Origin of the sequence: Paraburkholderia bryophila (assembly GCF_003269035.1) — a bacterium.
GTDB lineage: Bacteria > Pseudomonadota > Gammaproteobacteria > Burkholderiales > Burkholderiaceae > Paraburkholderia > Paraburkholderia bryophila.
The window spans coordinates 1-26,178 of record NZ_QLTK01000010.1; the positions used below are offsets into that span (position 1 = coordinate 1).

23 protein-coding genes and 1 pseudogene are annotated in these 26,178 nt (G+C 61.0%); 12 read left to right on the top strand and 12 right to left on the bottom strand.

Going from position 1 to position 26,178, the window contains the following annotated elements:
* Nucleotides 1-70 precede the first annotated feature (70 nt).
* The 3 genes from BX591_RS16710 to BX591_RS16720 all read right to left on the bottom strand — a co-directional run bounded on the left by BX591_RS16710 (nucleotide 71) and on the right by BX591_RS16720 (nucleotide 2,105).
* Nucleotides 71-535 carry a hypothetical protein gene (locus BX591_RS16710; protein ID WP_111932506.1) on the bottom strand — a complete coding sequence of 155 codons (465 nt, stop codon included), beginning with the start codon at nucleotides 533-535 and terminating at the stop codon, nucleotides 71-73.
* Between the two features lie 37 nt (nucleotides 536-572).
* The gene (locus BX591_RS16715) at nucleotides 573-1,397 is read right to left on the bottom strand and encodes an XAC2610-related protein (RefSeq protein ID WP_111932507.1); all 825 of its coding nucleotides are present in this window, start codon (nucleotides 1,395-1,397) and stop codon (nucleotides 573-575) included.
* A gap of 258 nt (nucleotides 1,398-1,655) precedes the next feature.
* Nucleotides 1,656-2,105, bottom strand: coding sequence for a hypothetical protein (locus BX591_RS16720; RefSeq protein ID WP_111932508.1), 450 nt, complete (start codon nucleotides 2,103-2,105; stop codon nucleotides 1,656-1,658).
* A gap of 500 nt (nucleotides 2,106-2,605) precedes the next feature.
* On the opposite strand from BX591_RS16720, the gene BX591_RS16725 reads away from it, so the two are divergent.
* The gene (locus tag BX591_RS16725; protein WP_111932509.1) at nucleotides 2,606-3,238 is read left to right on the top strand and encodes a helix-turn-helix domain-containing protein; all 633 of its coding nucleotides are present in this window, start codon (nucleotides 2,606-2,608) and stop codon (nucleotides 3,236-3,238) included.
* Here the strand turns inward: BX591_RS16725 and BX591_RS16730 are convergent.
* Both BX591_RS16730 and BX591_RS16735 read right to left on the bottom strand, forming a co-directional pair.
* Nucleotides 3,224-6,238 carry an FAD-binding and (Fe-S)-binding domain-containing protein gene (locus BX591_RS16730; RefSeq protein WP_420849388.1) on the bottom strand — a complete coding sequence of 1,005 codons (3,015 nt, stop codon included), beginning with the start codon at nucleotides 6,236-6,238 and terminating at the stop codon, nucleotides 3,224-3,226. The two genes, BX591_RS16725 and BX591_RS16730, sit on opposite strands and share 15 nt — an antisense overlap.
* A 51-nt stretch (nucleotides 6,239-6,289) precedes the next feature.
* Nucleotides 6,290-7,327, bottom strand: a complete 1,038-nt coding sequence (locus BX591_RS16735; protein ID WP_111932511.1) for a DUF1338 domain-containing protein — start codon at nucleotides 7,325-7,327, stop codon at nucleotides 6,290-6,292.
* Between the two features lie 176 nt (nucleotides 7,328-7,503).
* Between BX591_RS16735 and BX591_RS16740 the strand changes: the two genes are divergently transcribed.
* A complete protein-coding gene (locus BX591_RS16740; RefSeq protein ID WP_111932512.1) occupies nucleotides 7,504-8,454 on the top strand; it encodes a LysR substrate-binding domain-containing protein in 951 nt (316 codons plus the stop codon).
* An 88-nt stretch (nucleotides 8,455-8,542) separates the two neighbouring features.
* Here the strand turns inward: BX591_RS16740 and BX591_RS16745 are convergent, their stop codons facing one another.
* Together BX591_RS16745 and pcaQ are read right to left on the bottom strand one after the other, a co-directional pair.
* A complete protein-coding gene (locus BX591_RS16745) occupies nucleotides 8,543-9,679 on the bottom strand; it encodes a 4-hydroxyphenylpyruvate dioxygenase family protein (RefSeq protein ID WP_111932513.1) in 1,137 nt (378 codons plus the stop codon).
* Between the two features lie 278 nt (nucleotides 9,680-9,957).
* Nucleotides 9,958-10,959: a pca operon transcription factor PcaQ gene (gene pcaQ, locus BX591_RS16750; protein WP_111932514.1), complete on the bottom strand. Its 1,002-nt coding sequence runs from the start codon at nucleotides 10,957-10,959 to the stop codon at nucleotides 9,958-9,960.
* Between the two features lie 126 nt (nucleotides 10,960-11,085).
* Here pcaQ and pcaH point away from each other — a divergent pair, with 126 nt between their 5' ends.
* Complete coding sequence (gene pcaH, locus BX591_RS16755; RefSeq protein WP_111932515.1) at nucleotides 11,086-11,790, top strand: protocatechuate 3,4-dioxygenase subunit beta; 705 nt, start codon at nucleotides 11,086-11,088, stop codon at nucleotides 11,788-11,790.
* 3 nt (nucleotides 11,791-11,793) lie between these two features.
* A complete protein-coding gene (pcaG, locus tag BX591_RS16760) occupies nucleotides 11,794-12,384 on the top strand; it encodes a protocatechuate 3,4-dioxygenase subunit alpha (RefSeq protein ID WP_111932516.1) in 591 nt (196 codons plus the stop codon).
* A 174-nt stretch (nucleotides 12,385-12,558) separates the two neighbouring features.
* Here the strand turns inward: pcaG and BX591_RS16765 are convergent, their stop codons facing one another.
* Both BX591_RS16765 and BX591_RS16770 read right to left on the bottom strand, forming a co-directional pair.
* Nucleotides 12,559-13,803: a serine hydrolase gene (locus BX591_RS16765; protein WP_111932517.1), complete on the bottom strand. Its 1,245-nt coding sequence runs from the start codon at nucleotides 13,801-13,803 to the stop codon at nucleotides 12,559-12,561.
* A gap of 143 nt (nucleotides 13,804-13,946) precedes the next feature.
* Nucleotides 13,947-14,210 carry an H-NS family nucleoid-associated regulatory protein gene (locus tag BX591_RS16770; protein WP_111932518.1) on the bottom strand — a complete coding sequence of 88 codons (264 nt, stop codon included), beginning with the start codon at nucleotides 14,208-14,210 and terminating at the stop codon, nucleotides 13,947-13,949.
* Nucleotides 14,211-14,668: 458 nt separating this feature from the next.
* On the opposite strand from BX591_RS16770, the gene BX591_RS16775 reads away from it, so the two are divergent.
* The 3 genes from BX591_RS16775 (at nucleotide 14,669) to BX591_RS16785 (ending at nucleotide 16,322) form a co-directional block, all read left to right on the top strand.
* The gene (locus tag BX591_RS16775) at nucleotides 14,669-15,304 is read left to right on the top strand and encodes a LysE family translocator (protein WP_035561219.1); all 636 of its coding nucleotides are present in this window, start codon (nucleotides 14,669-14,671) and stop codon (nucleotides 15,302-15,304) included.
* 300 nt (nucleotides 15,305-15,604) lie between these two features.
* Nucleotides 15,605-15,808 carry a cold-shock protein gene (locus tag BX591_RS16780; RefSeq protein WP_006047703.1) on the top strand — a complete coding sequence of 68 codons (204 nt, stop codon included), beginning with the start codon at nucleotides 15,605-15,607 and terminating at the stop codon, nucleotides 15,806-15,808.
* A 289-nt stretch (nucleotides 15,809-16,097) separates the two neighbouring features.
* Nucleotides 16,098-16,322, top strand: a complete 225-nt coding sequence (locus tag BX591_RS16785; protein WP_111932519.1) for a hypothetical protein — start codon at nucleotides 16,098-16,100, stop codon at nucleotides 16,320-16,322.
* A gap of 28 nt (nucleotides 16,323-16,350) precedes the next feature.
* Here BX591_RS16785 and BX591_RS16790 read toward each other — a convergent pair whose 3' ends face one another.
* On the bottom strand, nucleotides 16,351-17,982 hold the full coding sequence (locus BX591_RS16790; RefSeq protein WP_111932520.1) for an acyl-CoA synthetase: 1,632 nt from the start codon (nucleotides 17,980-17,982) through the stop codon (nucleotides 16,351-16,353).
* 158 nt (nucleotides 17,983-18,140) lie between these two features.
* Here BX591_RS16790 and BX591_RS16795 point away from each other — a divergent pair, with 158 nt between their 5' ends.
* Nucleotides 18,141-18,887, top strand: coding sequence for a Crp/Fnr family transcriptional regulator (locus tag BX591_RS16795; RefSeq protein WP_111932521.1), 747 nt, complete (start codon nucleotides 18,141-18,143; stop codon nucleotides 18,885-18,887).
* Between the two features lie 190 nt (nucleotides 18,888-19,077).
* A complete protein-coding gene (locus tag BX591_RS16800; RefSeq protein WP_111932522.1) occupies nucleotides 19,078-20,637 on the top strand; it encodes a methyl-accepting chemotaxis protein in 1,560 nt (519 codons plus the stop codon).
* A gap of 126 nt (nucleotides 20,638-20,763) precedes the next feature.
* On the opposite strand, the gene BX591_RS16805 is transcribed toward BX591_RS16800, so the two are convergent.
* Nucleotides 20,764-21,114, bottom strand: a complete 351-nt coding sequence (locus BX591_RS16805) for a transposase (protein ID WP_111932523.1) — start codon at nucleotides 21,112-21,114, stop codon at nucleotides 20,764-20,766.
* 172 nt (nucleotides 21,115-21,286) lie between these two features.
* Between BX591_RS16805 and BX591_RS16810 the strand changes: the two are divergent.
* Nucleotides 21,287-21,448 (top strand): annotated as a pseudogene (locus tag BX591_RS16810) (porin); the annotation flags it as partial.
* Between the two features lie 154 nt (nucleotides 21,449-21,602).
* On the opposite strand, the gene BX591_RS16815 reads toward BX591_RS16810, so the two are convergent.
* A complete protein-coding gene (locus BX591_RS16815) occupies nucleotides 21,603-22,736 on the bottom strand; it encodes a porin (protein WP_111932524.1) in 1,134 nt (377 codons plus the stop codon).
* A 2,065-nt stretch (nucleotides 22,737-24,801) separates the two neighbouring features.
* Here BX591_RS16815 and BX591_RS16825 point away from each other — a divergent pair.
* Entirely contained in the window at nucleotides 24,802-25,452 is a 651-nt protein-coding gene (locus tag BX591_RS16825; RefSeq protein ID WP_111932526.1) for a TniB family NTP-binding protein, read from the top strand.
* A gap of 128 nt (nucleotides 25,453-25,580) precedes the next feature.
* Nucleotides 25,581-25,847 (top strand): BPSL0761 family protein, encoded by a 267-nt coding sequence (locus BX591_RS37250; protein ID WP_338068901.1) that lies wholly within the window; start codon nucleotides 25,581-25,583, stop codon nucleotides 25,845-25,847.
* The last annotated feature ends 331 nt before the right edge of the window (nucleotides 25,848-26,178 follow it).

Here is a 26,178-nt window from a genome sequence, read left to right on the forward strand (position 1 = left end):
GCGATCTTCACCTTCTATGAATCGCTTCATCCGGTCACCCATGCTGAATGAGTTAATCCAGTTTAGGCGATCAGCGCGTTTTCACACAAGCTCGAACCGGACGCGTCGCTACATTGCGACGCACACCACGCGCCCAGTTCGATAACGAGAACGGCGGCGGCGCAATCTGCGGTCGATGCGCGAGAATAAAGACGACCCCAAGCAAGACTCCGGCACCCGCACAATAAAGCGCGCCCCTTGCGCTATGCAGACCGCCGAGACCCGCGAGCAGCCCCACCGAACACAGCATCAGATAGGCATGCCGGTAGACGCGAAACCGATGCATCACAGCGGTACATAACCTCATGACCGCCATGTAGGCGACGCCGCAAACCACCGCGCGAATCCAACTCAGGATCGCGAGGAACCACATCACACCGACGTCCAGGTCTGCCGCGTTATCGGGTGCGTGGTGCGCACCGCGCCACGTCAGGTAGGTGCTCGCGGCCGTCACGACTGCGGGCAGAACGCCCAACCACACCCAGCGCGGCCTCATGGCGTTGCCGTCCGTCGCGACTCAGGCTCACGCGGATTCATTGCCCACCATCCGCCGCGCCGCCCAGATCGCTGACTTTGACCCAACCGTCGATCGCGCCTTTGCGCGGATTGCGATACTGGATCTTGATCCAACGCGCGTCGCCGCTGATCTCGTCCGCGCGCGCAATATCGCCCTTGACCAGATAACGGTGTGCCTGCGTCTCTGTCGGTGCATCGTGCAGCGGCAAGCGCGCCACGTCGACGTGCAGATTTGCCTTGCCACCGCCATATGCCTGTAGTTGCCGCGAGATGATTTTCCCGGCGGAGCTGTAGGTCAGCAATTGCGACACCGGGCCGCCGCCTGTGTCGACTTCGCCGTCCAGATGCGTTTGCAGCACCTCGTCCGTGATGTCGGCAGACGATTGGTACAGGTAGAGCTTGCCGGCCGTATCGAACCGGTAAGCGTCCGTGTACCAGATCGGGCCGCTACGGCAAGCGCTATACAAAGTGCGCTCCGCGGCTTTGACGGAAATACCCGTCAAACCGCCGCAATTGCCGGTGGGCTGATTTTTACCCGCCGGAATTGGTAATTCGACGAAGCGCCGTGCGGCGACGTCATAGACGAAGATCCGATACGACTCGTTGACCATGCCGTACTGCGTCACGAAAGCGAGATCGCGATGACCGTCGAAGTTATAGTCCGCGGTTTCGAAGTGCGGGTCGGTACCGCCGTCCCCTTCACTATCGATTTCAAACCGGGTAGTGGCGCCGCCGGGCAGCACGCTGATGCCGATATGGCTGTCGTCGATTTGCACGGCTTTGGCTGTAACACCGTCGCCGACGGCAAAGGTCACCGGCCCGGCATATTCGCTGTCCGCCATTGCCGGTGATCCATGACAGCAAAGTACGCATAACAGCAGTTGCGCGGGTGAGCGCAATCGTTGCATAAACATTCGCGATGTTTCCAAAATGGCCGGTTGTTAGTGCGCGGGCGGTGCAGATGAACCCAGCGCCGCACATTGCCAACCAGAAGGTGAATCAAGATAGCGCAAGATAATAGCCGAGCCTCACCGCCATTCGCACGGAACCGATACAATAGCCGCTACAGTGGGTATGCTGACCTCAATGCCCTATTGCACTTACCACGGCGATCGCTTCTCACTCTTTCCAAAACGCACGACACGCGATTCGGCTTCGTCGACGGCAAAAACCGGTGCGGATAGTAACTGCTGCTCGTGCAAATCGAGAATCCGGATAATCGGCGGACAGTCGGCGGCCGCGATCGACCAGATATCTTCGTTCGCGCCATGAGCGGCAGCATCCAGAATGCGCTCCGCGTCGAGATAAAGCGCGCGTTCCGCGTCGCCGAATCCGGCCTGCTGAAGATACCAGGCGAGATAAAGCGCCTTCACCAGTTTGACGAGCAGGTCGCCATTACCCTTGCCCGTCTGAAACGCGGCCAAAGCCAGATGCCAGCAGAGCGATTGCTCGCGCACATAAGAGGTGGTATGCGGGAGAAGTTTGGCCTTGCCAAGCGGTTTTCGACGCTTCTGATTCCCCGTGGGTTGTTTTTTACGATTCTGCGACATGGATCGTTTTTATCTGAGTGATGCCGTTTTTAATAACCAGCATCGTAATCGATATGGCAAATAAAAATAACCGCCGACGACTCCATTTAACAAAAATAATCAATATGCTATAGGCATATATTTGTCACGAAATAAACTTCGTATAGCAGATCGCAAATCCACAATGCCAATTTAACTTTACGCTTTAACAATTACCGCATCCAAATGTGCATTCAGCAAATAATGCCGACTGCCAATCCGCACGCGTACACGGCCTTAATCCGCAGCGCCGGCCGCAGTGAGGCAAGGCTCGCACGCCTTGCCGACACATCACGTTTCCGATGAGAAAACCGATTCAACCCGGCCGCCCCGCGCATGTGCCGAACAAGCTTAGGACGAGCGCCGGCCATCGGCCCACGGGCAATCCCCGACCACCCTAGCCGACCGGGGCTGCCGTACCGAATGTTATTATCGGAAACACCACGCGCCCACGAAGGCGAGCTTTCAAGCTGTCGGACCCCATGGATACCCATCTCACCAAACCCGCCGATCCCTCCACCACGGACCTCGGCCGGCGCGTGCGCGCCGCCCGTCAGGCCCAGGATCTGACGCTGGAAACCGCGAGCCGCCTGTGCGGCGTGTCCCGCTCGACGCTCTCCAAAGTCGAAAACGGCCTGATGTCCCCCACGTTCGACGTGCTGCAGAAAATCGTGCTGGGTCTGAAGATCGAGATCGGCGAGTTGTTCGGCTCCACGCCGAAAGTCAGCGCGAGCGGACGTCGCGCGTTGACCCGTAAAAACGAAGGCCAGCGCCACGCTTATCGCGGCTATCAGATGGAATTGCTCGCCACCGACCTCGCGCATAAAGCGATGCTGCCGTTCCGTATCCGCATTTCCGCGCACACGCTCGACGCCTTCGACGACTGGGGCCGCCACGAGGGCGAAGAATTCCTGTACGTCATCAGCGGTAGCGTGTGCCTGTATTCCGAGCTGTACGCGCCAACGCATCTGAACGCCGGCGACAGTTTGTACTTCGACAGCCGCACGGGTCACGCGGCCGTTTCGACGAGCGACGAAGACGCCGAAGTGTTGTGGATGGCGACCAGTGCCGACATCCCGCCCGTGCCGGCCGCCGCCGATTCACCGAAGAAATAACGCCCGCTGCGCCAGTTGCGCGATATGCATTGCCTGGCGGCCGGTTCCCTGTTCGATCTGCTCGCGGCAACTAAAACCGTTGGTCAGCACGATCGTTTCGGCATTCGCCGCCGTCGCTTGCCGCACAGCCGGAAATAGCTCGTCTTCGCCGATCTTCTCCGACAACGCGTGATGCCCGGCGTTCAAGCCGAACGATCCCGCCATGCCGCAACATCCCGTGTCGAGCAGTTTCCAGGTCACGCCGAGTTTGTTCAGCAACGCCGTGTCGCCTTGCATGCCGAACAACGCCTTCTGATGGCAATGCCCGTGCACGATCACATCCGCGTCGAGCGTCGGCCAATCGAACGGCTGACGTGCAACGAAATCCGAAAACAGAAATGTTTGCGCGGACAACTGCTTCGCCAACGCGTGACCGGGCAATTGCTTCAGCAGTTCGTCCTTGAAAACGGATAGACAACCGGGCTCGAGACCGACTACCGGCACGCCGGCGGCGATATCGTCCGCGAGGTCGTCGAGAATGTGCGTGAGCAACTCGCGCGCGCGTTCGAGCAGGCCGAAGTCATACAACGGACGTCCGCAGCACAGGCGGTTCTTCGGCAGCACGACATGCCAGCCGAGTCGCTTTAAAACATCCGCGGCGGCTTCGGCGATTTCAGGCGTGAAGTGATCGTTAAACGTGTCGACCCAGAGAATGACTTTCCTCTCCACGTTGCCAACGCGTCCTTCAACCCCTCCAGAGTGGGACGAAGCACGCCGTGCGATCTCCCGATACGTCGTCGCGGCGAAGCGCGGCAATTCACGCGTCTGCGCCACGCCCGCCACCCACTTGCCGAACGAAGCCAGGCCCGGCGCCGACGTCATGAAGTTCGTCAGACGCGGAAAACGCGCGGCCCATGGCGCCCATTCGCCGATCCGCCCCATGAACAGCGCCTGCCGTGGCCGGCGCTTCGTCTCGTAGTAATGCGACAGAAATTCAGCCTTGTACGACGCCATATCCGTATGCGTCGGGCAATCGGATTTGCAACCCTTGCACGCGAGACAGGTATCGAGCGCGTCTTTCACTTCGCGGCTTTGCCAGCCGTCGGCGATCACGTCGCCTTGCAGCATTTCCCAGAACAGATGCGCGCGGCCACGGGTCGAATAGCGCTCTTCACGCGTGGCGCGATAGCTCGGGCACATCGTGCCGCCTTCGAGCGAACGACACTTGCCCATGCCGATGCAGCGCTCGATCTCGCGCTGGAAGCCGTCACCTTCCGGACTCGCGAACGTGAGCTTCGTTTGCAGGGTCACCGGCTTGTAAGCGGGGCCCATCCGCAGGTTCTCGTCGGCACGATAGGCGTGCACGACCTTGCCCGGATTCAAACGATTGGCCGGATCCCAGATCGCCTTGAATTGCTCCATCGCCTGCATCAACTCGGCGCCGTACATGATTGGCAGAAACTCGGCCTTGGCCTGGCCGTCGCCGTGTTCGCCCGACAGCGAGCCGCCGAATTCCACCACCAGCTCCGCCGCTTCGCGCAGAAACTCGCGCCATGTCGACACACCCTCCGCGCTGCGCAGATCGAAGGTAATGCGCGCGTGCACGCAGCCGTCGCCGAAATGACCGTACAGACTCGTCTCGTAGTCGTAGCGGTCCACCAGCGCCTGAAACGCGCGCAGGTAGTCGCCGAGCCGCAGCGGATCGACGGCGGCGTCTTCCCAGCCGACCACCGGATCAGGCGTGCCGTTCTCGACCGACAGCGCCACCGCCGACGCCCCCGTCTCGCGGATCGACCACACCTTCGCCTGCAGCGCGCGATCTTCGACGAGCATCGCCGACACGTTCGGCCCCGCCTCGCCGGACGAAAAATACGTCGCGGCCGCCTGCGCCCGCTGCATCACCGCCTCTTGCGTGTCCTCGCCGAATTCGAGCACGACCCATGCGTCGCCCGGCGGCAGCAGCGCGATCTCGTCCTTCTTCAAACCGCGCGCCTGCAAGCCGCGAATGATCGCGCGGTCGAGTCCTTCGATCGCGATCGGCTCGCAGCGCATGAAATGCGGCACCGCATCCGCCGCGATGTAGATATCGGTGAAGCCGACCACGACGATCACGCGTTTCGCCGGACTCTTCACGAGGCGCACTTTCGCCTGCAAGGTCACCGCGCAGGTGCCCTCCGTGCCGACCAGCGCGCGCGCCACGTTGAAGCCGTTTTCCGGCAACAACTGGTCGAGATTAAAGCCCGACACGCGCCGCTTGATGCGCGGGAATTTCGCGCGAATCTGCTCGGCGTAGGTGTCGCGCAAGTGCCTGAGCGCGGCGTAGATTTCGCCCTGGCGGCCGCCCGCCGCGATGATGCGCTCGAGTTCCGCATCGGTGGTCGGACCGACCCAGAAACGCGCACCGTCGAAGGTCGCGATTTCCAGCGCCTCGACGTTTTCCACCGTCTTGCCGGCCATCACCGAATGCGCGCCGCACGAGTTGTTGGCGATCATGCCGCCGAGCGTGCAGCGGCTATGGGTGGCCGGATCGGGCGCGAAGGTGAGGCCGTGTCGTTCGGCGGCATCGCGCAAGGTGTCGCACACCACGCCCGGTTCGACTGTCGCCACGCGCGCGACCGGATCGACCGAGACGACGCGATTCACGTACTTGCTCGCGTCGGCCACCACCGCGACGTTGACGCATTGACCGTTCTGCGAGGTGCCGCCGCCGCGCGGCAGAAACGGTACGTCGTTGCGGCGGCAGACGGCGAGCGTGGCCAGCAGATCGTCGACGTCGGCGGGCACGACAACGCCGAGCGGAACCTGCCGGTAGTTCGATGCATCCGCCGCATACAGCGCTTTCGAACCCTGATCGAAGCGCACTTCGCCGCGCACATGGCGGCGCAGGTCTGCTTCGAGCGCCTGCAGCACGGCTGCCGTGCCCTTGAACGGCGTGGCGACGCGCGGCTCGTTTAGCGTGCTGCGCACGGCTTCACGCCGCCCGGACGCTTGTGCTTCGTCGAATGACGTTGATGTTCCCACTGCCGCGCCCTCACGTGTCCTGTTCGACGTTCGAGCACCGTTGCTCGACGCTCATGCCGCCTGGCTCGCCGTCATCTTGAAGATACCCTGGGCGTTGCCCGCGTCGAAACGCAGGTCGGTTTCCCAGCGGCGCGCGTCCTGATCGAACGCGCGCTTGCGCGTGATGAACTCGTAGAACGAGCCGGGCACGTCGCGCGTCACGATGCCGCCGTCGGCCGCAACGAATTCGCGCCGCACCCTGTCCGCACGATACGCGGTCTGGAACACCCGGCCCGAACGCGAGCGCTCCACTTCCGGCTTCATCGGACGACCTTTGGCCTTCTCGTCCTCGGAGAGCTGGAAAACGTCCGCGACGCGATCCGTGGCGTGGTTGAACGCGTTGCCTTCGGTGGCGATCCACGCCATTTCCGCCGACTCCTTCAACAATACGTCGTAATCGGCTTCGCGTGGCGTCTCGTGCTGACGCGAGAACGCGCCGACGATCACCGGCAGCAGCTCGTGCGCCTCGTCGAGCGGCAGCACGCCGTCGCGTTCGAGCTCCCACAACTGGCCGACGGCGCGCGGCGTCAACGGATCGCGCGACGCGCCGATCAGGTTCGTCACGGCCTGCTGGAAGGCCTCGGAAAAACGCTCGGGATGCAATTCGCTGACGAAGAACTGCGATATCTCGTCGGGCGCATCGTCGTGCGCCCACGCGCGGCCGGTCATGCCGAGGCGGTCGAGCGGATAGCGGCCGTTGATGCTGAAACCGAGCGGACGCAGAATGCGCGCGAACGCGGCTTCGCCCATCGGCAGCGCGCCGCTGTGCGGCCAGCGCACCGTGCGCAGCGCGCCGTGATCGAAATAAACGCTGCCGCCGGCGGCGATCGTCTCTTCCGTGTACTGACGGCCATTCGGCGAACGCGCCAGCAGATCTTCGAACAACGCCATGTTCATCGCCTGCGCAAGTTCCGCGCGCGTGACCGTGCCCGTTTCCCACTCGTTCAGAATCCGCGGATGGTTCAGCGTGGCGAAGAGCCGCGCGGTGATGTCGGCGCCGAGCAGTTTCTGCAGCAGTTGTTCGACATTCGCATTCTTGATGTTTCGCATATCGGTTCTCTACGGGGCTTGACGTGATGCCTGGCGCGCTCGCCGACGCGCCGTTGGGGACCGCCAGTGGCCGCGCAACGCGCGGCATGGCAAGTTTGAAGGTGACATTATTCAAATCCGCAACGCTGCCGTAAAGCGAGATAAACTCGCCACTTGATGCGTTTTCGGAATCAACCATGCGAAAGTTCAAGATCCCCAACATGGGCGCGCTGCTCGCTTTCGAAGCCGCCGCCCGGCACGAGAGCTTCACGCATGCGGCGCGCGAACTGTTCCTCACCGAAAGCGCGATATCGCGGCAGGTCAATACGCTGGAAACCAACCTCGGCGTGCGGCTGTTCGTGCGCGTCAAACAGCGCGTGGTGCTGACCAAGGCGGGCAAGGTGTATAGCGCGCAGGTACGGCGCTCGCTGGAACAACTCGACCGCGACACGCTGTCGATCATCGCGCACGGCAGCGGCGGCGGTTATCTGGAACTGGCGGTGTTGCCGACCTTCGCGTCGCAATGGCTGATTCCGCGGCTCGCGGCATTCAATGCGCGGTATCCGGATGTTCGCGTGAACATGGGCGTGCGCACCGGCACCTTCCCATTCGCCGACACGCATTTCGAAGCGGCGATTCACTACGGCAAACCGACGTGGCCGGGCACCTCGGCGGATTTTCTGTTTAGCGAGGAAGTCGTGCCGGTGTGCGCGGCGAGTTTGCTGAAGCGGCCGGTGGAACAGGCGGCCGATCTGCTGGACTACCCGCTGCTGCACTCCACCACCCGGCCCGACGGCTGGGCAACGTGGTTCGCGAATCTGGGCGTGGACGACAATCGCACCATGCAGGGCGTGCGCTATGAACTCCACACCATGCTGATCAGCGCGGCCGCCGCCGGCCTCGGCATCGCGCTGGTGCCGAGGTTTTTTGTCGATGCACAACTCGAACAGCTCGGGCTCGTGATTCCGCTCGCGGTGCCGCTCGCCGCGCCGGCGGTGGCCGACTCGGCGTACTACCTCGTTTATCCGACGGAGTTGAGTCACGGTAAGCCGCTTGCGAGCTTTCGCGAGTGGCTGTTGCATGAGGCGGCGGACTACGGGGCGGTGAATCCGGCGTTGGCGGGTAATCCGGTCGGTGAGTCAGAGTGAGAGTGAGAGTAGGCGCGATGTCGGGCGGTCGGTATCCGTTCGGGACTTAAAGGCCCGAAGCGTTGAAGCGTTGAACCGTTGAGTCGCGTCAAGCGCCCGTTTGCTGATTGCGGGCCTGCGCCAGCGCGCTCAGATTGCCTTCGCCGAAACCATGATGTCCCTGGCGCTGAACGATCTCGAAGAAGATCTCACCGACACGGCGGCGCACGAAGGTCTGAAAAAACAGCAACGGCACGCCGTCGGCGCCGATTTCGCCATCCACCAGCACATGGGTCCGTTTGAGCCGCTCGACGTCGAGCCCGTGACCGGGCAAGCGCGTATCGAGTTGCTCGTAATAGCGCGGCGGCGGCTCGACGAATTCGACACCGTTTGCAAGCAATTGCTCGACGCACGCGAAAATGTCGTCGGTGGCGAGCGCGATATGCTGCACGCCTTCGCCCGGATGGTCCGGCAAATAGTCGTGCATCAGGTTGGTCCGGCGCGTGCCTTCTTCATACAAGGGCACGCGGATCGCGCCGCACGGCGACACCATGACCCGCGATTCCGCCGCGATGTGCCAGTTCGCGTGCAACTCGTGGATCTCGCGGAAGTTGAGCAGGTCGCGATAGAAGTCGAGCCATTCCTGCATGCGCCCCTCGCCGACCGTTTGCGTCAGATGGTCCACGGCGACGAGCCCGGTGCCCGCGTGAGTCAGATCGGCGTAAGCCGTATCGATCTCGATAGGCCGGAAGTCGATGTCGAAGATCGAGATGTCGCCCAGGCCACCCCGCTGACCGCCGCGTCCGCGCCAACGGTCGATGAAATAGATGTGCGAATCGCCGATGCCCTGAATTGCCGGGATCAGCAATTCGCCCTTGCCGAGCCGCTCGCCTTCGAACGCCCAGGCGCCGAGGTCGATCGCGCGGTCGAAAGCGCGCTGCGCGTCGGCCACGCGAATACCGATCGCGCAGATTCCCGCGCCGTATTCCTCCGCGTAGCGGGCAGCGAACGAATCCGGTTCGGCGTTGAGCAGAAATTGCATTTCGCCCTGGCGATACAGCGTGACGTCCTTGCTGATATGACGGGCGATCGCCTTGAAGCCGAGTTGCCTGAACGTCTCGCCGAGCGCTTGCGGGTCGCGCGCGGCGAACTCCACGAATTCGAGGCCGGCGGTGCCGAGCGGATTGTGCTCCGGCACCGACACGGCGCGCAGCGCGGCGTCTGGAGTGGGCAGGTCGCTGGGCATGGCAATCTCCTTATGCGGTCGTTCGACGGCGGTGTTCGGTGTGGCTGAGGTTGGCTGCGCACACCGTTTTTTCCGGCGGGTTGGCGCGGGATGCGTGGTGCGCTGCGGCAATGCGGTACGCGATGCGCCTATGCACCGTGTTTGTACACCGGGCAGTGACGCATTCGCAACCCACATTTTGTACCAAATGGTTCACATCGAACAGAGTTGCCGCTTGCGACGTCTGGTTCGTGGCTTGTGGTTCGTGGTTCCTGGTGCGCCGCTTGCGGCGCCCGCCGTCAATGCTTGGGCGCCTTCTTCGCACGCACACGTTCACGCGTACCCTCGTCCGCCGACTTATGCGCCATTGCCGCCATCCTCTGGCGCGCGACCTCGCGCACCGCGTCGATAAACGCGCGCCCCACCGGCGACGGCTGCGCATCCGAACGCCGGATCAAACCGACCGGCTCGTCGGTGCCGGCAAACGGCAACGGCAAACGCACCAGCATGCCGTGCGCCAACTCATATTCCACCGCGCTCTGCGGCACGAACCACACCGCGCCGTTCTCGAGAGTCAGCGCCCGCCCCGTGGACACCGACAGCACCTCAACGAATGCCGACAACGGCGGCACGCCCCACGCGCTCAACAGACTCTCCGCCGACTGCCGGATCAGCGTGCCGAACGGCGGCAACACCACCGGATAATCTTCCAGCGCACTAGCCGGCAAACCTGGCCCCAACGCTAGTGGATGCCCGGCTCGCACCACCGCGATCAACGGTTCGTTGAACAACTGCTCGAAGCTCAGACCCACCATCCGCTCAGGATCGGCTAGCCGCCCGATCGCCAATTCGATCGTGCCGGCTTTCAGTCGCTCGAGCAATTCAGGGTTCGCGCCGGTTGCGAGGCGCACAATCACGCGCGGCCATAGCACGGCAACCCGCTCCAGCACCGGCGGCATCAGCGCCGCCGCGATAGTCGGCAGCACGCCGACTTCCAGCGTGGCCGCCGCCGCGCCTTCCGCGCGCGCCAGCAGGTCGACGCCCTGCCGCAACGCGCTGACGCACGCGCTGGCGTGCGGCATGAAGAGTTGCCCTTCGCGGGTCGGCACGGCGCCGTGGCGGCCGCGCTCGAATAGCTTCACACCGAGAATCGCCTCGAGTTCGGCGATCGTCTTGGAGACGGCGGGCTGGGTGATCGACAGGCTGTCGGCGGCCCGCTGGACGCTGCCGAACTGCGCAACAGCCAGAAAGCACTGGAGATGACGGAATTTGACGCGGCTATCCGCGAGACTGCGTTGCATAACTGCAGGTTATACGAAAAGTGCGAAAACGTCATTTTTCATAACCGCTCCGGTTGGATACAGTCGCTCCACAAGGTCGTATCTCACAATTAAGCCGTATCCCACAATTGTCCGAAGGAGACACTGATGGACGAGTCCTCTCTCACCGCACGCGACTTCGCGTCTCACCCTGCCTACATCCATCCCGGCTATGGATCGTCGGTCAAACGCGGCCCGACGCGTCCGCTGATTCCGTTGAAGGAAAAACTGCGCGATCAGCGCGTGCCGGTGTACGGCACGGAAGACCTCGGCGCGCTCGATCACGACCTGACGCGCAATGCCGTGCGTAACGGCGAGCCGCTCGGCGAACGCATCATCGTGACGGGCCGTGTGCTCGACGAAGGCGGCCGACCGGTGCGCAATACGCTGGTCGAAATCTGGCAAGCCAACGCCGCCGGCCGCTATGTGCACAAGGCCGACCAGCACGACGCGCCGCTCGATCCGAACTTCCTCGGCGCGGGCCGCTGTATCACCGACAACGATGGCCGCTACCGCTTCCTGACCATCAAACCGGGCGCGTATCCGTGGGGCAATCACCCGAACGCATGGCGTCCGAACCATATCCACTTTTCGCTGTTCGGCGACCATTTCGGCTCGCGCCTCGTGACGCAGATGTACTTCCCCGGCGATCCTCTGCTCGCGTTCGATCCGATCTTCCAGGGCACGCCGGAACACGCCCGCAGCCTGCTGATCGCCAACTTCTCGCTCGACACCACGCAGGAAGCCTATGCGCTCGGCTACGACTTCGACATCGTGCTGCGCGGCCGTAACCAGACACCGATGGAGCGCTAAGCCATGACCACCTCCCTCAAGCAAACGCCTTCGCAGACGGTCGGACCGTACTTCGCCTATGGTCTGTGCCCACAGCAATACGACTTCGACTTCAAGAGCCTGTTCACGCCCGTGGTGGCCGACCGCGAAGCGGCCGGCGAGCACATCACGATCGTCGGCCAGTTGTTCGACGGCGACGGCAAAATCATCGGCGACGCGATGCTCGAAGTGTCGCAAGTCGACGCGAATGGCCACTTTCCCGAGTCGCGTGAAGATATCCTGAAGACGGGTTTTCGCGGTTTTGCGCGCGTCGGCACCGGGACGGATCCGCACAAGCGCTTCGTGGTGGAAACGATCAAACCCGGCCGCGTAAGCCCGGATGAAGCGCCGCATCTGAACGTGATCGTCACCATGCGCGGCATGCTGCTGCACACCTTCACGCGCATCTATTTCGAAGACGAAACCGACGCGAACGCGCGAGACGCCTTGCTGGCCGCGGTTCCGGCAGACCGGCGCGGTACGCTGATCGCGCGCCGCGAGCCGAACACGGCCAATGTGTACCGCTTCGATATCCACATGCAAGGCGAGCAGGAAACCGTGTTTTTCGACCTTTGATGCAGTTTTTCTCCACTTTCATATAGCTTTCACATACACTGAGCATGATCCGTCTAGCGACTGGATCGCGAAACTCCGAGTAGTTAAGCCCGCCCCGCGCGGGCTTTTTTTTGTCCTGCTGGCTCTGATGTGCCCGCTGAAAACGGCGAACCGTGCAGTGCGAAGCGCCAACGGCTAGCGAAGCGAACAGTGCAGCCAGCGGCTGATGCGCTCCACGTCGGCAATGTGATCGCGCGCGCCTGGCGCGCCGAGCACGACGATATCGACGGGCCGACCGTGCACCCTCATTCGCACGACGACACAATGACCCGCCTCGTTGATGAAACCTGTCTTCTGCAGCACGATCGAGCGGTCGCCGCCACGCACCAACGCGTTCGAATTCACATAACTCAACCGCGCGCGCCCGCCGCCTGGCAAAACCACTTGCGCGCGATCGGTCGAATACGCGCGAATCAACGGATAACGGCTCGCTGCCGCGACCAGCAGCGACAAATCCCGCGCCGTGGAAACATTGTGCGGCGACAAACCCGTGCCGTTCACGAACGACGTATGCCGCATGCCGAGCGCACGCGCCTTCGCATTCATCGCCGCGACGAAACCCGGCCGGCCGCCCGCGTAGTCGCGACTCAGCGCGGCAGCGGCACGATTCTCCGACGACATCAGCGCAATGTGCAGCATGTCGTGACGCGACAATCTCGACCCCACGCTCAGGCGCGAGCCGGTGAACTTGTCGAAATCCTGATCCTGGACGGTGACGTCGAGCGGCGCATTCAACGCGTGGCGGGCGTCGAGCGAAACGACCGCTGTCATCAGTTTGGATACCGAAGCGATCGGCATGACCCGGTCGGCCTGCTTTTCGGTGAGCACGGTATGCGTGCGTTCGTCCACGACATAAACGGCTTTCGCGCGAAGCAAGCCGCGCGATTTGGGCGTGTAGCCGCAGCGCGCCAGCAGACGTGGTGAACGAGGCGATGCGTGCGCGGCCGTACGCGCCGCCGCAGCGGCCGTAGCGTTGCGCTGCGCGGCCGCCACGGAACGGCGTACGCCGCGCAGCTCGTGCGTATTGCGCGCACTGCGCGCGGCCTGCTTGCGATGTTGGGTCGCGTGCTGACTGGCATGCATGGGCAATTCGGCGCCCTTCAACTGCTTGCGTTTGTGCGCGACACGACGTGGCGCTTTGCCGCCAGTGGGCTTCTTTGCTTTATTGGAAGAGCGAATTTTCGCATTCGGCACGGACTTCGACGACGGCACGACCTGTCGGCTCACGCGAGCGGACGAGGGCCGCGCGGGCTCATGAGTCGCACCGAAGGACGCGCCGATATTCAGCCATAACAGGCTGATTACGGCGAAACAGCGGAGCCATGCAGGAAAACGACTCGCAGGGAATTCAAGCGAGGAACTTCGACGACCGTACGGCATTCAGCTTCCCGTTCTGTGCCGTGTGTGCCCGAAATGGAGTGGACACGAAGCCGGCAACGACCCGGCCGATGTTAAGACACATCGTGCCGACGATCAACGGTGAGCGCGCATGCCGGCCGATTCGCCGCGATTCGTTCCAACCGTCAACAGCGGAAATGATCGATGTTCTGCCCAGCGTGAATGGCGCGTGCGAGCCAATCCGGCTTATCGCCATAACCGTCCCACGTATTGCCGAACGCGTCACGGTACAGAACGGCGCGAACCGCATTCGCGTCGGCTTCGATCGATTCGGCGAGCACTTCCAACGTGATGCCGTAGTCGTCCATGCGCCGGCGTATCCAGACGATCAGACGCTCACGCGCATTCCCGTCAAGGTCGAGCTGCATTTGTCCTTCTCGCTCTTTCATAACGTAGTGGTGTCGAGGCTAGTATTGCTCGCATTGGATAAACAAAAGGCTTCGCTAAACAACGCGAAGCCCATGTGCGATTCGAATCGGCTGAGTGCAATTCGATACACAATGACTTTCCCTATTCGAGTCGAATTGCACCGGGAAATCATGCCCAACAAATCCCGGATTCTGGAGAGTTCGCCGGCAATCGGTTCGATGGGTTCGAAGGGGATCGATGTCTCACCCACCATTCGGGGGGCGCTTCTGCGTATGGGCGGGAATTCTAGCATTCAATTTCTTTTGCTTGCAGCAACGGCTATTCATTTCTTTCCGCCATCTCGGGTTATCCACTCGCGCACCGACGAAACCAACGACTCGCGCTCCAAAGCTACAATAGCGGCTAATAAAGGAGTCGCTCTATCAGGCAAAGTTCCGCCGGTATCCGGTTGACCCATCCACGCTCAGGAGACACCACCATGCATGCCTCGACCGCCGTCATCACGATACTTGCCGCGCTTCTGCTCGGTGCAATGAGTCCGGGACCCAGCTTCGTCATCGTGGCGCGCAATGCGATCGGACTGTCTCGCGGCGACGGCCTCGCCACTGCGCTCGGCATGGGTATCGGCGGTGTTTTCTTTAGCGGCATCGCATTGCTCGGTCTCTATACGCTGCTGGCTACCGTCGAATGGCTCTACGTGGGTTTGAAAGTGGCGGGCGGACTTTATCTGATCTACCTGGCGTCGAAAATCTGGCGCGGTGCGGCTAAACCGCTCGCCTTCGACGCTTCGCAAGCGGCCGTCACCAATCCGCGCAAATCGTTCTGGATCGGTTTGAGCACACAACTCAGCAATCCGAAAACCGCCGTGTACTACGGCAGTATTTTCGCGGCGCTGCTGCCGCAGCATCCGCCGCTGTGGTGCTACTTCGCCCTGCCGCCCGCAATCTTCGCGATCGAAGCCGGCTGGTACACGATCGTCGCGTTGTGCTTTTCGAGCAAGCGTCCGCGCGAAATCTATCTGCAATGGAAAGCGTGGATCGATCGCGTCGCCGCGAGCGCGGTCACCGCACTGGGTCTGCGTCTGATCCTCACCGCCCATAAAGTGGGCATCTGAAACCGCGCCGCTGATCGAGCAGTTTGCCGTGTCGCGCGACACGGCAACTTCGAACTAACCAGGGCCGCATCGCAAGGCTTGTCGCGTGGGCGATTCGACGTGCTCAACAAAAAATTTACAAGATAAGGGTTGACGCTGACGCACCTAAACGGTTACTGTGCCACCCGAAGTTCAAGAAGTTCGATTGCTGTTCATCAATGTCTCGCTCCCAAAGCGGTATTCGTTGTCCTCTCCCTCCTTGACGCTTCATCCGCTCCTCAACCGAGCACATCTTTTACTATTTTTACTCAAGGATTCTTCATGGATACCGGTACCGTTAAGTGGTTCAACGACAGCAAAGGCTTTGGCTTCATCACCCCGGACAAGGGCGGCGACGACCTGTTCGCGCATTTCTCGGAAATCAGCGGCAATGGCTTCAAGACGCTGGCTGAGAACCAAAAGGTGAGCTTCGAAACGAAGCAAGGCCCGAAGGGTCTGCAAGCGGCTAACATCACGCCGCTGTAAAGTTTGAAGGGCTCGGTGTCCGGCAACGGACACCGGGTTGCAGCGACATCCTCGCGGAGCTTCGTCTCCCACAGTTGGCGCGATCGCTTTTTAGCTGCGAGTTATTCAAGCAGCTTGCCTAAGCGCCAAACGCCTCGTTGCACCTCATTCTCCCCTCTGGCTTCAACGCCCATTTTTCGCTTTCCGACTGCGTCAGAATTCGGCTCGCAATGGCTCGAATCAGCTCGTCCGCGTGACTCGCATTAGCGTTCGCACGGCCGGTGCGCACTCGCACATCATTAGAAATAAAATGCAAACCAAACAAATTCATCATTACAACGGCTATGCCGTCAAACCTTCGGCGCACCGTTTGCCCGATGGCTCGTTTTCATCCAACCTGCTGCTCGAACGCGCTGACAGCGCGCGCACCGAAGGGCGCTACCAGTTCTATTCGCTCGACTACTTCCCGAACGAAGAACAGGCGTTGCAGCACTCGGCACGCTGGGCACACCACTGGGTCGACACGCGCGGTTAAACGCGCTCAATCAACGTTAGCTCGCGCGCTATTCATGGCCTTCGGTCTTGATCCGCGCGCGCAGTTCGAACTTCTGAATTTTCCCCGTCGACGTCTTCGGCAATTCGCCGAAGCGCACCGCTTTCGGCAATTTGAATCCCGCAAGAAATAGCCGGCAGTGCGCGATGATCTCTTCTTCGGTCGCCTGAGCGCCCTCCTTGAGTTCGACGAAGGCGCACGGCACCTCCCCCCATTTCGGATCGGCCATCGCCACCACGGCGGCAACCGAGACCGCAGGGTGGCGATACAGCGTGTCTTCGACCTCAATGCTCGAGATGTTCTCGCCCCCCGAAATGATGATGTCCTTGCTGCGATCGCGAATGCGGATATAGCCGTCAGGCATGCGCACACCGAGATCGCCGGTATGGAACCAGCCGCCGCGGAAGCTTGCCGCCGTGGCGCGTTCGTTCTTCAGATAGCCCTTCATGCAGATATTGCCGCGGAACATGATCTCACCGAGCGTTTCGCCGTCGGCGGGCACGAGCTCGTGCGTGTCCGGATCGAGCACCGTCACGGCCGATTGCAGGTGGTAGCGCACGCCTTGCCGCGCGTTCAACTCGGCGCGCGCGCCGTCGTCGAGTGCGTCCCACTCGGCCTGTTTCGCGCAGACGGCCGCCGGCCCATAGGTTTCGGTGAGCCCATACACGTGTGTCAGATCGAAGCCGATCTCCTTCATCTTCGCGATCACCGCCGGCGCTGGGGCCGCGCCCGCCACCATCGTCGACACGCGATGCGCGATTCCCTCGCGCCATTCAGCCGGCGCATTCGCAAGCGCGCTCTGCACGATCGGCGCGCCGCAATAATGCGTGATACCTTCGCGGCGAATCAGCTCGAACACGGTCTTCGCGTCGAATCGGCGCAGACACACATTGACGCCCGCGCGCGCAGCAACGGTCCATGGAAAACACCAGCCGTTGCAATGGAAAAGCGGCAACGTCCATAGGTAAACCGCGTGCCTGGGCATGTCCCATTCGAGGATATTGCTGAGCGCGTTCAGATAAGCGCCGCGATGGTGATAGACCACGCCTTTGGGATCGCCGGTCGTGCCCGACGTGTAGTTCAGCGCGATAGCATCCCACTCGTCGGCGGGCATCGTCCACGCGAAGGCGGGGTCGCCGGCTTGCAGGAACGCTTCGTAGTCGGTCGCGCGGATGAACTTCGCGGGGTCCGCCGGCATCGCGTCGGCCACGCTGATCACACGCAGCTCCGGGAACTCCAGCGCGGCGCGATGCGCGAATTCGCCGTATTCCGTATCGACGATCAACGCCTTCGCCTCGCCATGGCGCAGCATGAACAGGAGCGACGACACGTCGAGCCGCGTATTCAGCGTGTTGAGCACGGCGCCGGCCATCGGCACGCCGAAGTGCGCTTCTATCATCGGAGGAATATTGGGCAGCAAGGCGGCCACGGTGTCGCCGCGCTCGATGCCGGCCTGCCGCAGCGCACTGGCCAGACGCCGCGCGCGCTCGTACGTCTCGCGCCAGTTGCGGCGAATCGCCCCATGGACGATAGCCAGCCGCTCACCGTAGACTTCGGCCGCGCGCACGATGAAATCGATCGGCGTCAGCGGGACATAATTGGCCTCACGCCGCTCGAGGCCTTCTTCGAACCTATGCTTCATCGCTTCGTCTCCTGAGGCGCTGCCCGCGCCGTCGCTTATTCTGGTGGGTAAGCTAGCCTAGCAAGTGACATGGTGAACTGTCTGTCATTCAAATGACAGAGTGGTTCGCCCCAGCGTGTGCCGCCCGACTTCAGCCGAACCGCCATCCCAAACCGCTTATGAACGACGCGCCGCTCCCCGCCTTGGTGGACACTCAGCCGCATCGGCCCGAACGGGTCGCGCGCGACGACCTGCCGCGCCTGTTTGCCACCTGTGCGTGGTTTCGGGCACTCGCCGCCGAGCATCAGGCAATGGTCCTCGCGAGCGCTCACGCGGAACGTCTGGAGGGCGGCGCGTGGATCGCCCGCCGCCAGGAGCCGTCGGACTACTGGATCGGCGTGCATTCAGGCCTCATCAAGCTCGCCATCTACAACGCATCGGGGCGCAGTTGCACGCTGTCGGGCGTGCCGCCCGGCGGCTGGTTCGGCGAAGGTAGCGTGATCAAGCGCGAACTGCGCAAATACGACGTGGCGGCAATTCAACCCTCGCTCGTCATGTTCGTGCCGTCGGCGACGTTCCATGCGTTGCTGGAGTCGAGCCTGCCGTTCACCGGCTTCGTGATCCGGCAATTGAACAACCGGATGGGTGAGTTCATCGCGTCGATCCAGAACAGCCGTCTGCTCGACGTGGACGCGCGCGTCGCGCAATCGCTCGCACAATTGTTCAATCCCGATCTGTATCCCGACACCGGCCGCACGCTCGCTATTTCGCAGGAAGAAGTCGGCCTGTTAGCGGGCGTATCGCGTCAGCGCATCAATCAGGCGCTACAAAACCTCGAAAAGCTGCAGATTTTGCGCCTCTCCTACAACCAGATCGACGTGCTCGATCTCGAGCGTCTGGGTGCATTCGGCCGCGAACAGATTTAACGCCGAAAAGCCGCACAGCGTTTCATCGCCCTCTCCTTGAAACGGCCGCCCGCGCGCGGCCGTTTCGCTTACCTTCGCCTAAATTTTCAGCAGATGGATAAAGAAAGCGCGACAGCCGCCGTTATGCGGACTATGCAGCGTAGATTGCAGCCGCCCCTATTCCGAGCCCAACGTAGCGCCGAAACCGATAATGAACCGTCTGACACTGAAACAGAAACTGTGGGTGCCGTTGCTGTTGTGCTGGGTCGCGCTCCTGATCGTGACCGTTGTGAACGCGTTCGACGCACGTAACGCCCAGATGGACGCACGCCAGGCCGATCTGGCCGACGTCACCGATATGGCCGCGTCGGTCGTCGCGGATTACGCGAAGCAGGCCGACGCCGGTAAGCTCTCCGTCGACCAGGCCAAACAGCAGGCCATCGCCCGCGTCAACGCGCAGCGTTACGGCGCGTCCGGCTACGTGACGATCGTGCGCAGCGACTCGGTGATGATCGATCATCCGATGAGCCCGAAGCTGAACGGCAAGGACATGAGCGGCTTCCGCGACGCGAAGGGCAATGCGCTTTATCACGACATCGCGCAAGCGGGCGGATCAGCAGGCGGCGCAGGCTTTTTGCGTTACTGGTGGCCGAAACCCGGCGAAACGACGCCAAGCGAAAAGATCGGTTACGTGAAGCGTTTCACGCCCTGGGGCTGGGATTTCATCGCCGGTGCCTACATGGACGACATCCAGGCGCAGTTCTACGCGACGCTGGCCCGTTCGGCCGGCATGCTCGTCGTGCTGGGCGTGCTCGTCTCGTTCGTCGCTTCGCGCGTGGTGCGCAACGTGTCGCGCTCGATCGGCGGTGAACCGGTCACGGCCGCCGCGATCGCCATGCAGATCGCGCGCGGCGATCTCGCCACGAAAATCGAGTTGCACCGCGACGACACGTCGAGCCTGCTGTTCTCGCTGCGCGAAATGCGCGATCAACTGGCGGCCACCATCGCGCGCATCAAAACGTCGGCGGAGACGATCACGATCGCGTCGAAGGAAATCGCCGCGGGCAACCTGGATCTGTCGAGCCGCACCGAGGAGCAGGCCGCTTCGTTGCAGCAAACCGCCGCCAGCATGGATGAACTCACCAAGACCGTCACGCAGAATGCCGACAACGCGGCTACCGCGTCGGAACTGGCGACAGATGCGTCGAGCATCGCCGCGCGCGGCGGTGAGGTGGTCAACGACGTGGTGCAGAAAATGGCAGGCATCACCGATAGTTCGCGCAAGATCGGCGAGATCATCAGCGTGATCGAAGGCATTGCGTTTCAGACCAATATTCTCGCGTTGAACGCGGCGGTCGAAGCCGCGCGCGCCGGCGAAGAAGGCCGCGGTTTCGCGGTGGTCGCCGGCGAGGTGCGCAATCTCGCGCAGCGCAGCGCAACGGCGGCCAAGGAGATCAAGGTGTTGATCGATCAATCGGTGGCGCAAGTCGGCGAAGGCTCGACGCTGGCCGGCCGGGCCGGTAGCACGATCGGCGAAGTGGTCGACGCGGTGCGCCGCGTGACGGCCATCATCAACGAGATTTCGGCGGCATCGAAGGAACAGAGCTCGGGCATCGGCGAAGTCAATCTCGCGATCCGTCAGATGGACGACGTCACGCAACGCAACGCCGCGCTCGTCGAGCAGGCCGCGGCAGCGGCGGGTTCGCTCGATGAGCAGACTGAGCGCCTGCAACATGCCGTTGCGGTGTTTAAGGTCGAGCAGCGCGCGTAGCCGGATGGCTTGGTTGGGCGCGAGAAGTTTCAAAGATAAAGCCGTCACCGGGAATGAATGCCCGGTGACGGCTTTATCTTTTGAGGCCGCGATTATTTTGTTGGGTAATCGTTTCTCTCTGCGTTTTTACGCGGCTCGCACGTCGCTCCGTCGCGTGAGTGGCCGCTCGAGCATGGCGTCGCTGCCAAACAGCGTGAACGCGATATCGGCCAGCACACCTGACTTCTTCCAGCGCAGGTAATAACGATGCGCCGTCTGATACGGCGCGTAGCGCTCAGGCATCGCGCTCCACGGCGCGCGCGTGCGCAGCACCCACATCACGCTATTCATCACGCGACGAATGTCGATGCTGGGGCGGCCGCGCCGAGGCCCGTGCTCTTTCATTTCGGGCAGCAGCGGCACGATGCGGTGCCATTGCTCGTCCGTGAGATCGTGAACGGCCAGTGCGTGAGTCGAATTTGAAGCGAGAGTATTCATGCAGTAGAAACGCGCCCGCAGCTCACCTGCTGGCGTCGCCGCGAAAATAAGGTAGATCGATAAGTAAATTTGAGACTAACGCAAGCACGCGTTCGCGAAAGTTAATTCTTGTCAGACGAGCGTGAACAAATGTCAATAAACGCCACGATTTATTGCGCCAAAGAATTTTTGTAATCGCTATACGTTCGTGGCGCTGGCGGAATATGCGCTGTCTAAGCGCACCGAGGTGTACGGCACAATGGATTTCGACAAGGTGTCGGGGGCGGCGTCGGTTGGACTGCCGGGCAAGGACCATCAGACCGGCGTTGCGCTGGGTCTGCGGACGATTTTTTAAGGCGTCTGAATGAGGTGTGGGCTCACCCGAGCCTACTTAGCCCTTTTTGGGCGTTGGTGGGCGTTGTGGGGCGCCGTGCAGCCATATCGCGCGCCCATAAAAAAAGGTGCCGCGAACGGCACCTTTTTCCACAACAACTAGCTTCTGCGGAAGCTTAGAAGCGGTGACGCAGACCGACCGTAGCAGCCGTCTGGTTCTTCGACGACGACGGCAGTTGCGAGTTGTCGCCGCTGTAGATCGAAGCGACACCGCCGTCGCCCATTGCGTGCTGGTACACGGCTTGAGCGTAGACGTCCGTACGACGCGACAGCGAGTAGTCAGCTTGCAAGCCGATCTGGTGGTAGCGAACCGAATCCGAACCACCGTTGGCAGCAACGCCGTAGCCCTTGCCGTCGGTGAACGTGTACGCAACGCCCAGGCTCATAGCCGGCGTCAGGTTGTACTTGCCGTTGACTTCGTAGTTGTTAGCGCGCAGCGACTGTGCACCACCGACGAAGTTGTCCGAACGCGATTGCGTCCATGCCAGACCCAGGGTAGCCGGGCCGAATGCGTACGAACCAGCAACGCCGAATTCACGCTGACGGAAGCTGCCGACGTTGCCTGCCAGTGCGTTGACGTACGAACCATCCGACGCGCCGCCGTTACCTGCGCCCGGGTTGTTCTGCTGTGCGTAAGCAGCGCCCAGGTGCAGACCTTGCCACTGGTATGCAGCACCAACGCTGTATTCGCGGTTGTTTGCGAATGCGCCAGCCTGGTTCGAGAAGCCGTACGTGCCGCCGAACGTGAAGCCAGCGTAGTTAGCGCTCGAGTACTTGATCGAGTTGTTAACCGAGTAGCCGCCGTTCGTGCTCAGGTTGTCGTTGTTGAACGGGTGAGCGAAGTACGTACCGCCCCAGCTGCCCGTTGCCGTCAGCGGCGCCAGGTAGTCTTGCGCTGCGTCGTATTGACGACCCAGCGTAACCGTACCGAATTGCGCGCTCGACAGACCGACGAACGACTGACGGTTGAACATGCCGTTGTTGTTAGCGAACTTGCCGTTGTTGATGTTGAAGCCGCTTTCCAACGTGAAGATTGCCTTCAGACCGCCGCCCAGATCTTCCGAACCACGCAGACCGAACATGCTTTGGTTGATGCCACCGCTACCTGCCGAGTACTTGGCGTTGTGGTTGACGTTGCTGGTGTACGTCAGGCCTGCGTCGAGCAAACCATACAGGGTCACGCTGCTTTGTGCGTGAGCGACGGATGCGAACGATGCGGCAACCGCAACAACGATGAGACTCTTTTTCATGCGTGGGACTCCTGTTCGATAAATTTACGCGGGGAGCGGGACTTGCCTCAGCAGCGCATGCATCGCATCCGCTACTGCCCGTGTTCGCCGAACCGTTTTCCGATCGGCAGCCGGGCACCCTTGAAACGAAGCGTGAGTGTAGGGGGCGACCCTGGTGGTAACGTCCGCAATTTACACAACATGATTTTTCAGAATCAGCAACAATCCGAACGTACCTGGCATTAAGTCGTTGTTTTTCCTGCATTTATCGCAACATCGCAGAGCCGTGACGCCTGCTCCAGACAGAAGTCATTTGCAATCTCTCAATATTAAAAGTTGCGCGTATGCAACAGCATTTAATACGCGTGACGTAATCGGGTCGGATCCAATACCGATTAGCGCCGGCATATTGCTCGAAAATGAGGCAACGACAAAGTGGGTATTACAGAGGAGAGTAAATTTATTTTAGAAAGACGGGAACTTAATCTGACTAATGCGGTCCCGCATTTAAATGTCAGTTATGCCGTGATATTTGACGTGCGTCATAAAACTTTTTACAACGGAAGTGGCTGCGAATTCAATTTGCGCAGTGCCAATGCGGCTGGGTAGCGCGAGAGTGACGGGGAGCCTGTGCCGTCCAAGAAAAAACCGCTCTTAGGCGGTCTGATCAGATCCTGCTGTGGTCAGGCACGTTCGTTTGGCACGGTGACAGCGCGCGTGTCCGGAGTGAAGCTTTCGGCACGGGCGTTGCCCGGAGGTGAGTTGCGGCGCCGGCCGCCGCGTGACAAAGACCCGTGCTGAAAACGGACGGCAAACATCGAACGGCCTTCCGTCTTCATTTAACGGCGAAACAGCTCCAATTTTTACACGGAGTTTCCCTATTACCGGCAACCCTTACCTTATGGCGTATCGAGTGACTGGCTGAGGGGCGACGGGTGCGGTTGTCTACCGGGCTCGCCTAGCGGCAGCATCGACCAGCGCGACCGTATTTCAGTGGCGGTCGAGTCGGCATGGCGGCATCTCGTCGGCCGATGAGTTCAGAAACGCCTCCAGTCCGAATAGCCACGCAAAGCAGAAAGTCGCGCGCGAGAGCACGGAAGTTCGACTGCGTGGCACGGCTTCCCCGCCGTCTTCCACGGACGAACCCAGCAAAGGTTGAGGCGAAGCGAATTCGGTAACGGTGTGGTCGGGTCGCATGATAGTTCTCGTTATGGGTACGGTCGTGACGCCGACACTGAGCAAACCATGTGCCACTTGGCAGGGACAGAATTCAGGACCGCACTTGGGCGAGCTTATCGGCCCGTCGCGGGTCAATCTGTGCGCTCGACCGCCAACGAGAAACCCTGAAACGTTAAGAAAGGACTGGTGTAGATATCCGATCGAATCGATAGAGCCGATACGCGGTTGGAGTCGATTAACAGGAAATCGGCACACCGCCAAAAACCGGCCGGATTCCATACACCCGGAATCGGAATCCGAATTAATCGCACAGCGAGGGCGGTATATGGCCGCATGCCGTTATTGATTTCAAGCCGTAAAAAACAAAAAAGGGTTTCGATGTGCCGTTACGCAAAAGTCGTCCCGAGATGCAAGCGTAACGTGTCCTCTGCCCTTGGACTTTTCCCGCTACGACACGCCGGCAACAAGCATAACTTGGCCAATCGGCCAGCAAGAAAGCATAAGTTGTCTAAAAGAAAATCTACCTGTGCAACAGCCCCATTTTTCGTTCGCACTGACACGTCACATCGGCGCTAGCATGGTTTTACGGTCGACAGACATCTCTCGGCCTTGCCGACGACAACCGGGGGACAGACATGGAACTCAACGAGGTACGCGGAGAATCCTTCATTGATGCGATGGAGTCGGCCCTTGTCATCGGCAGCACGTGCACCCGAATGACTGTCAAATGAGGAAACGCCTGGGGCGCAGACTCGCTCAGGGCCTCGCTCAGATTGTCAGGTTCGACAGTCCATCGCTGACTTCTCAACCGTACCTCGCTCGATCGTTGTGCGCGGACTATGCAGCACGCGAACAGGCAATGACGATAGATGGCTAGCCGAGCTCTCGTGAATTTTGAGGTGAAATCATGCAAAAGCGAACAGAGTTCTCCGCCGACTCGGTGAACGACGCCATAAGAGCGATTTCCGCGAGGCATACCGGGCACCCCGGTGACGACATCATTCTTTTGTGCGGGCGATCCGAATCTGCCAATGCGTCTCTCGCCAAACATATAGTTGACGCAGCGCTCAGAGAGGCCCACCAATTCGCGAAGGCAAGCCCAAGGGCAATCCCTGCAATCTATGTTGAGGCACCGCGAAGCGTTGAATACATTTCATTCTGGCACTATTTTTACGAGCAAATCCTGGCGCAACTCGGAAACTATCGCGAGCCACCAGAAGTGCAATATCAACTCCATTCGAGCACCGGCCGAATAATCCGTCCCCACAGAATACACAGAAATACACTTGTCGCCTTGCGAACTGCCGTCGAGATTGGGTTACGCGAACGACAAGTGCAATTTCTCGTTATCGACGAGGCTGCCCATATTCTTCACCAAACTTCGGGTAGTTGCAGCCTGGAAGTTCAGCTCGGCACCCTGAAATCTCTAGCCGATCTCTGCGGGACCCTGGTGGTGCTCGTCGGCTCGCTCGACTCGCGCCAACTTGTTTCTTTGTCCCCCCAGCTCGCCAGACGGACACATGTGCTTCATCTTGAAGCGAGGCCGCCTGTGACGTGAAATGTGCCTTGCACTATAACCTGACGATCAACACCTGGGTCTATCCTGCAGCCTCCTGCAAATACCTCCCATGGCCCATGTTCAACGTGATGGATCAATGCCGCCGCGCATTTTTTACAGGATGCTAAATGACAACGCCTGACGAGCGGACGAAGGCTGTGCTCGACACGCGAGATTTCCTGCGAATTCTCGCTACAGCGGGTCAAGTCGCCATCCCTGGCCTCTTCCAGTCTGTCGCCCAGGGCCTGCTAAGGCATTACCCGTTAGTGGTCGACCTTGCCGTTTCGGCTTCGGCGCTGCCAGGAATCTGGGCGGATCCGTGCCTCCACAGACGCGGTAAGCAGCAGCAATGGCAAGCGTCGAAATTTTCGCGCCGCCCCTCAGACCCCGATTGACCGTCGCGCTTCTGGCAGGAGACAAAAAACATGGAAACCGACGACGTACCCGAAGACTTTCCACGAGACACGATGCCGGGCTTGGTTCCAGGTGCGCGGCCGAAGACTTGCGTCGTACGGTTTGACAATTTATACAGTGCTGGGCAAACCACGGCGGACAGGCACGAGCGCTGGCTTATCTGCGAAGATCTCGCCCCCCCCAACTCGTTCCTATCGCGAGGCGTGATGCGGCCGAGCACCCAAACCAATCTCACGATCCGACTCTCCAGCGCGTCCGCGCCGCCCTTTCTCGGAAGGCATGGGTATAACCGTCCGAACTCGCTTGGCTCAT

Coding starts and splice junctions, on each gene's coding strand:
- BX591_RS16735 (WP_111932511.1), bottom strand. CDS start 7,327: ATGCGAAACATCAAGAATGCGAATGTCGAACAACTGCTGCAGAAACTG.
- pcaG (WP_111932516.1), top strand. CDS start 11,794: ATGACCACCTCCCTCAAGCAAACGCCTTCGCAGACGGTCGGACCGTAC.
- BX591_RS16710 (WP_111932506.1), bottom strand. CDS start 535: ATGAGGCCGCGCTGGGTGTGGTTGGGCGTTCTGCCCGCAGTCGTGACG.
- BX591_RS16745 (WP_111932513.1), bottom strand. CDS start 9,679: ATGCCCAGCGACCTGCCCACTCCAGACGCCGCGCTGCGCGCCGTGTCG.
- BX591_RS16825 (WP_111932526.1), top strand. CDS start 24,802: ATGCAAAAGCGAACAGAGTTCTCCGCCGACTCGGTGAACGACGCCATA.
- BX591_RS16800 (WP_111932522.1), top strand. CDS start 19,078: ATGAACCGTCTGACACTGAAACAGAAACTGTGGGTGCCGTTGCTGTTG.
- BX591_RS16815 (WP_111932524.1), bottom strand. CDS start 22,736: ATGAAAAAGAGTCTCATCGTTGTTGCGGTTGCCGCATCGTTCGCATCC.
- BX591_RS16775 (WP_035561219.1), top strand. CDS start 14,669: ATGCATGCCTCGACCGCCGTCATCACGATACTTGCCGCGCTTCTGCTC.
- BX591_RS16725 (WP_111932509.1), top strand. CDS start 2,606: ATGGATACCCATCTCACCAAACCCGCCGATCCCTCCACCACGGACCTC.
- BX591_RS16770 (WP_111932518.1), bottom strand. CDS start 14,210: ATGAAAGAGCGAGAAGGACAAATGCAGCTCGACCTTGACGGGAATGCG.
- pcaH (WP_111932515.1), top strand. CDS start 11,086: ATGGACGAGTCCTCTCTCACCGCACGCGACTTCGCGTCTCACCCTGCC.
- BX591_RS16715 (WP_111932507.1), bottom strand. CDS start 1,397: ATGGCGGACAGCGAATATGCCGGGCCGGTGACCTTTGCCGTCGGCGAC.
- pcaQ (WP_111932514.1), bottom strand. CDS start 10,959: ATGCAACGCAGTCTCGCGGATAGCCGCGTCAAATTCCGTCATCTCCAG.
- BX591_RS16765 (WP_111932517.1), bottom strand. CDS start 13,803: ATGCCGTACGGTCGTCGAAGTTCCTCGCTTGAATTCCCTGCGAGTCGT.
- BX591_RS16790 (WP_111932520.1), bottom strand. CDS start 17,982: ATGAAGCATAGGTTCGAAGAAGGCCTCGAGCGGCGTGAGGCCAATTAT.
- BX591_RS16805 (WP_111932523.1), bottom strand. CDS start 21,114: ATGAATACTCTCGCTTCAAATTCGACTCACGCACTGGCCGTTCACGAT.
- BX591_RS16740 (WP_111932512.1), top strand. CDS start 7,504: ATGCGAAAGTTCAAGATCCCCAACATGGGCGCGCTGCTCGCTTTCGAA.
- BX591_RS37250 (WP_338068901.1), top strand. CDS start 25,581: ATGACAACGCCTGACGAGCGGACGAAGGCTGTGCTCGACACGCGAGAT.
- BX591_RS16780 (WP_006047703.1), top strand. CDS start 15,605: ATGGATACCGGTACCGTTAAGTGGTTCAACGACAGCAAAGGCTTTGGC.
- BX591_RS16720 (WP_111932508.1), bottom strand. CDS start 2,105: ATGTCGCAGAATCGTAAAAAACAACCCACGGGGAATCAGAAGCGTCGA.
- BX591_RS16785 (WP_111932519.1), top strand. CDS start 16,098: ATGCAAACCAAACAAATTCATCATTACAACGGCTATGCCGTCAAACCT.
- BX591_RS16795 (WP_111932521.1), top strand. CDS start 18,141: ATGAACGACGCGCCGCTCCCCGCCTTGGTGGACACTCAGCCGCATCGG.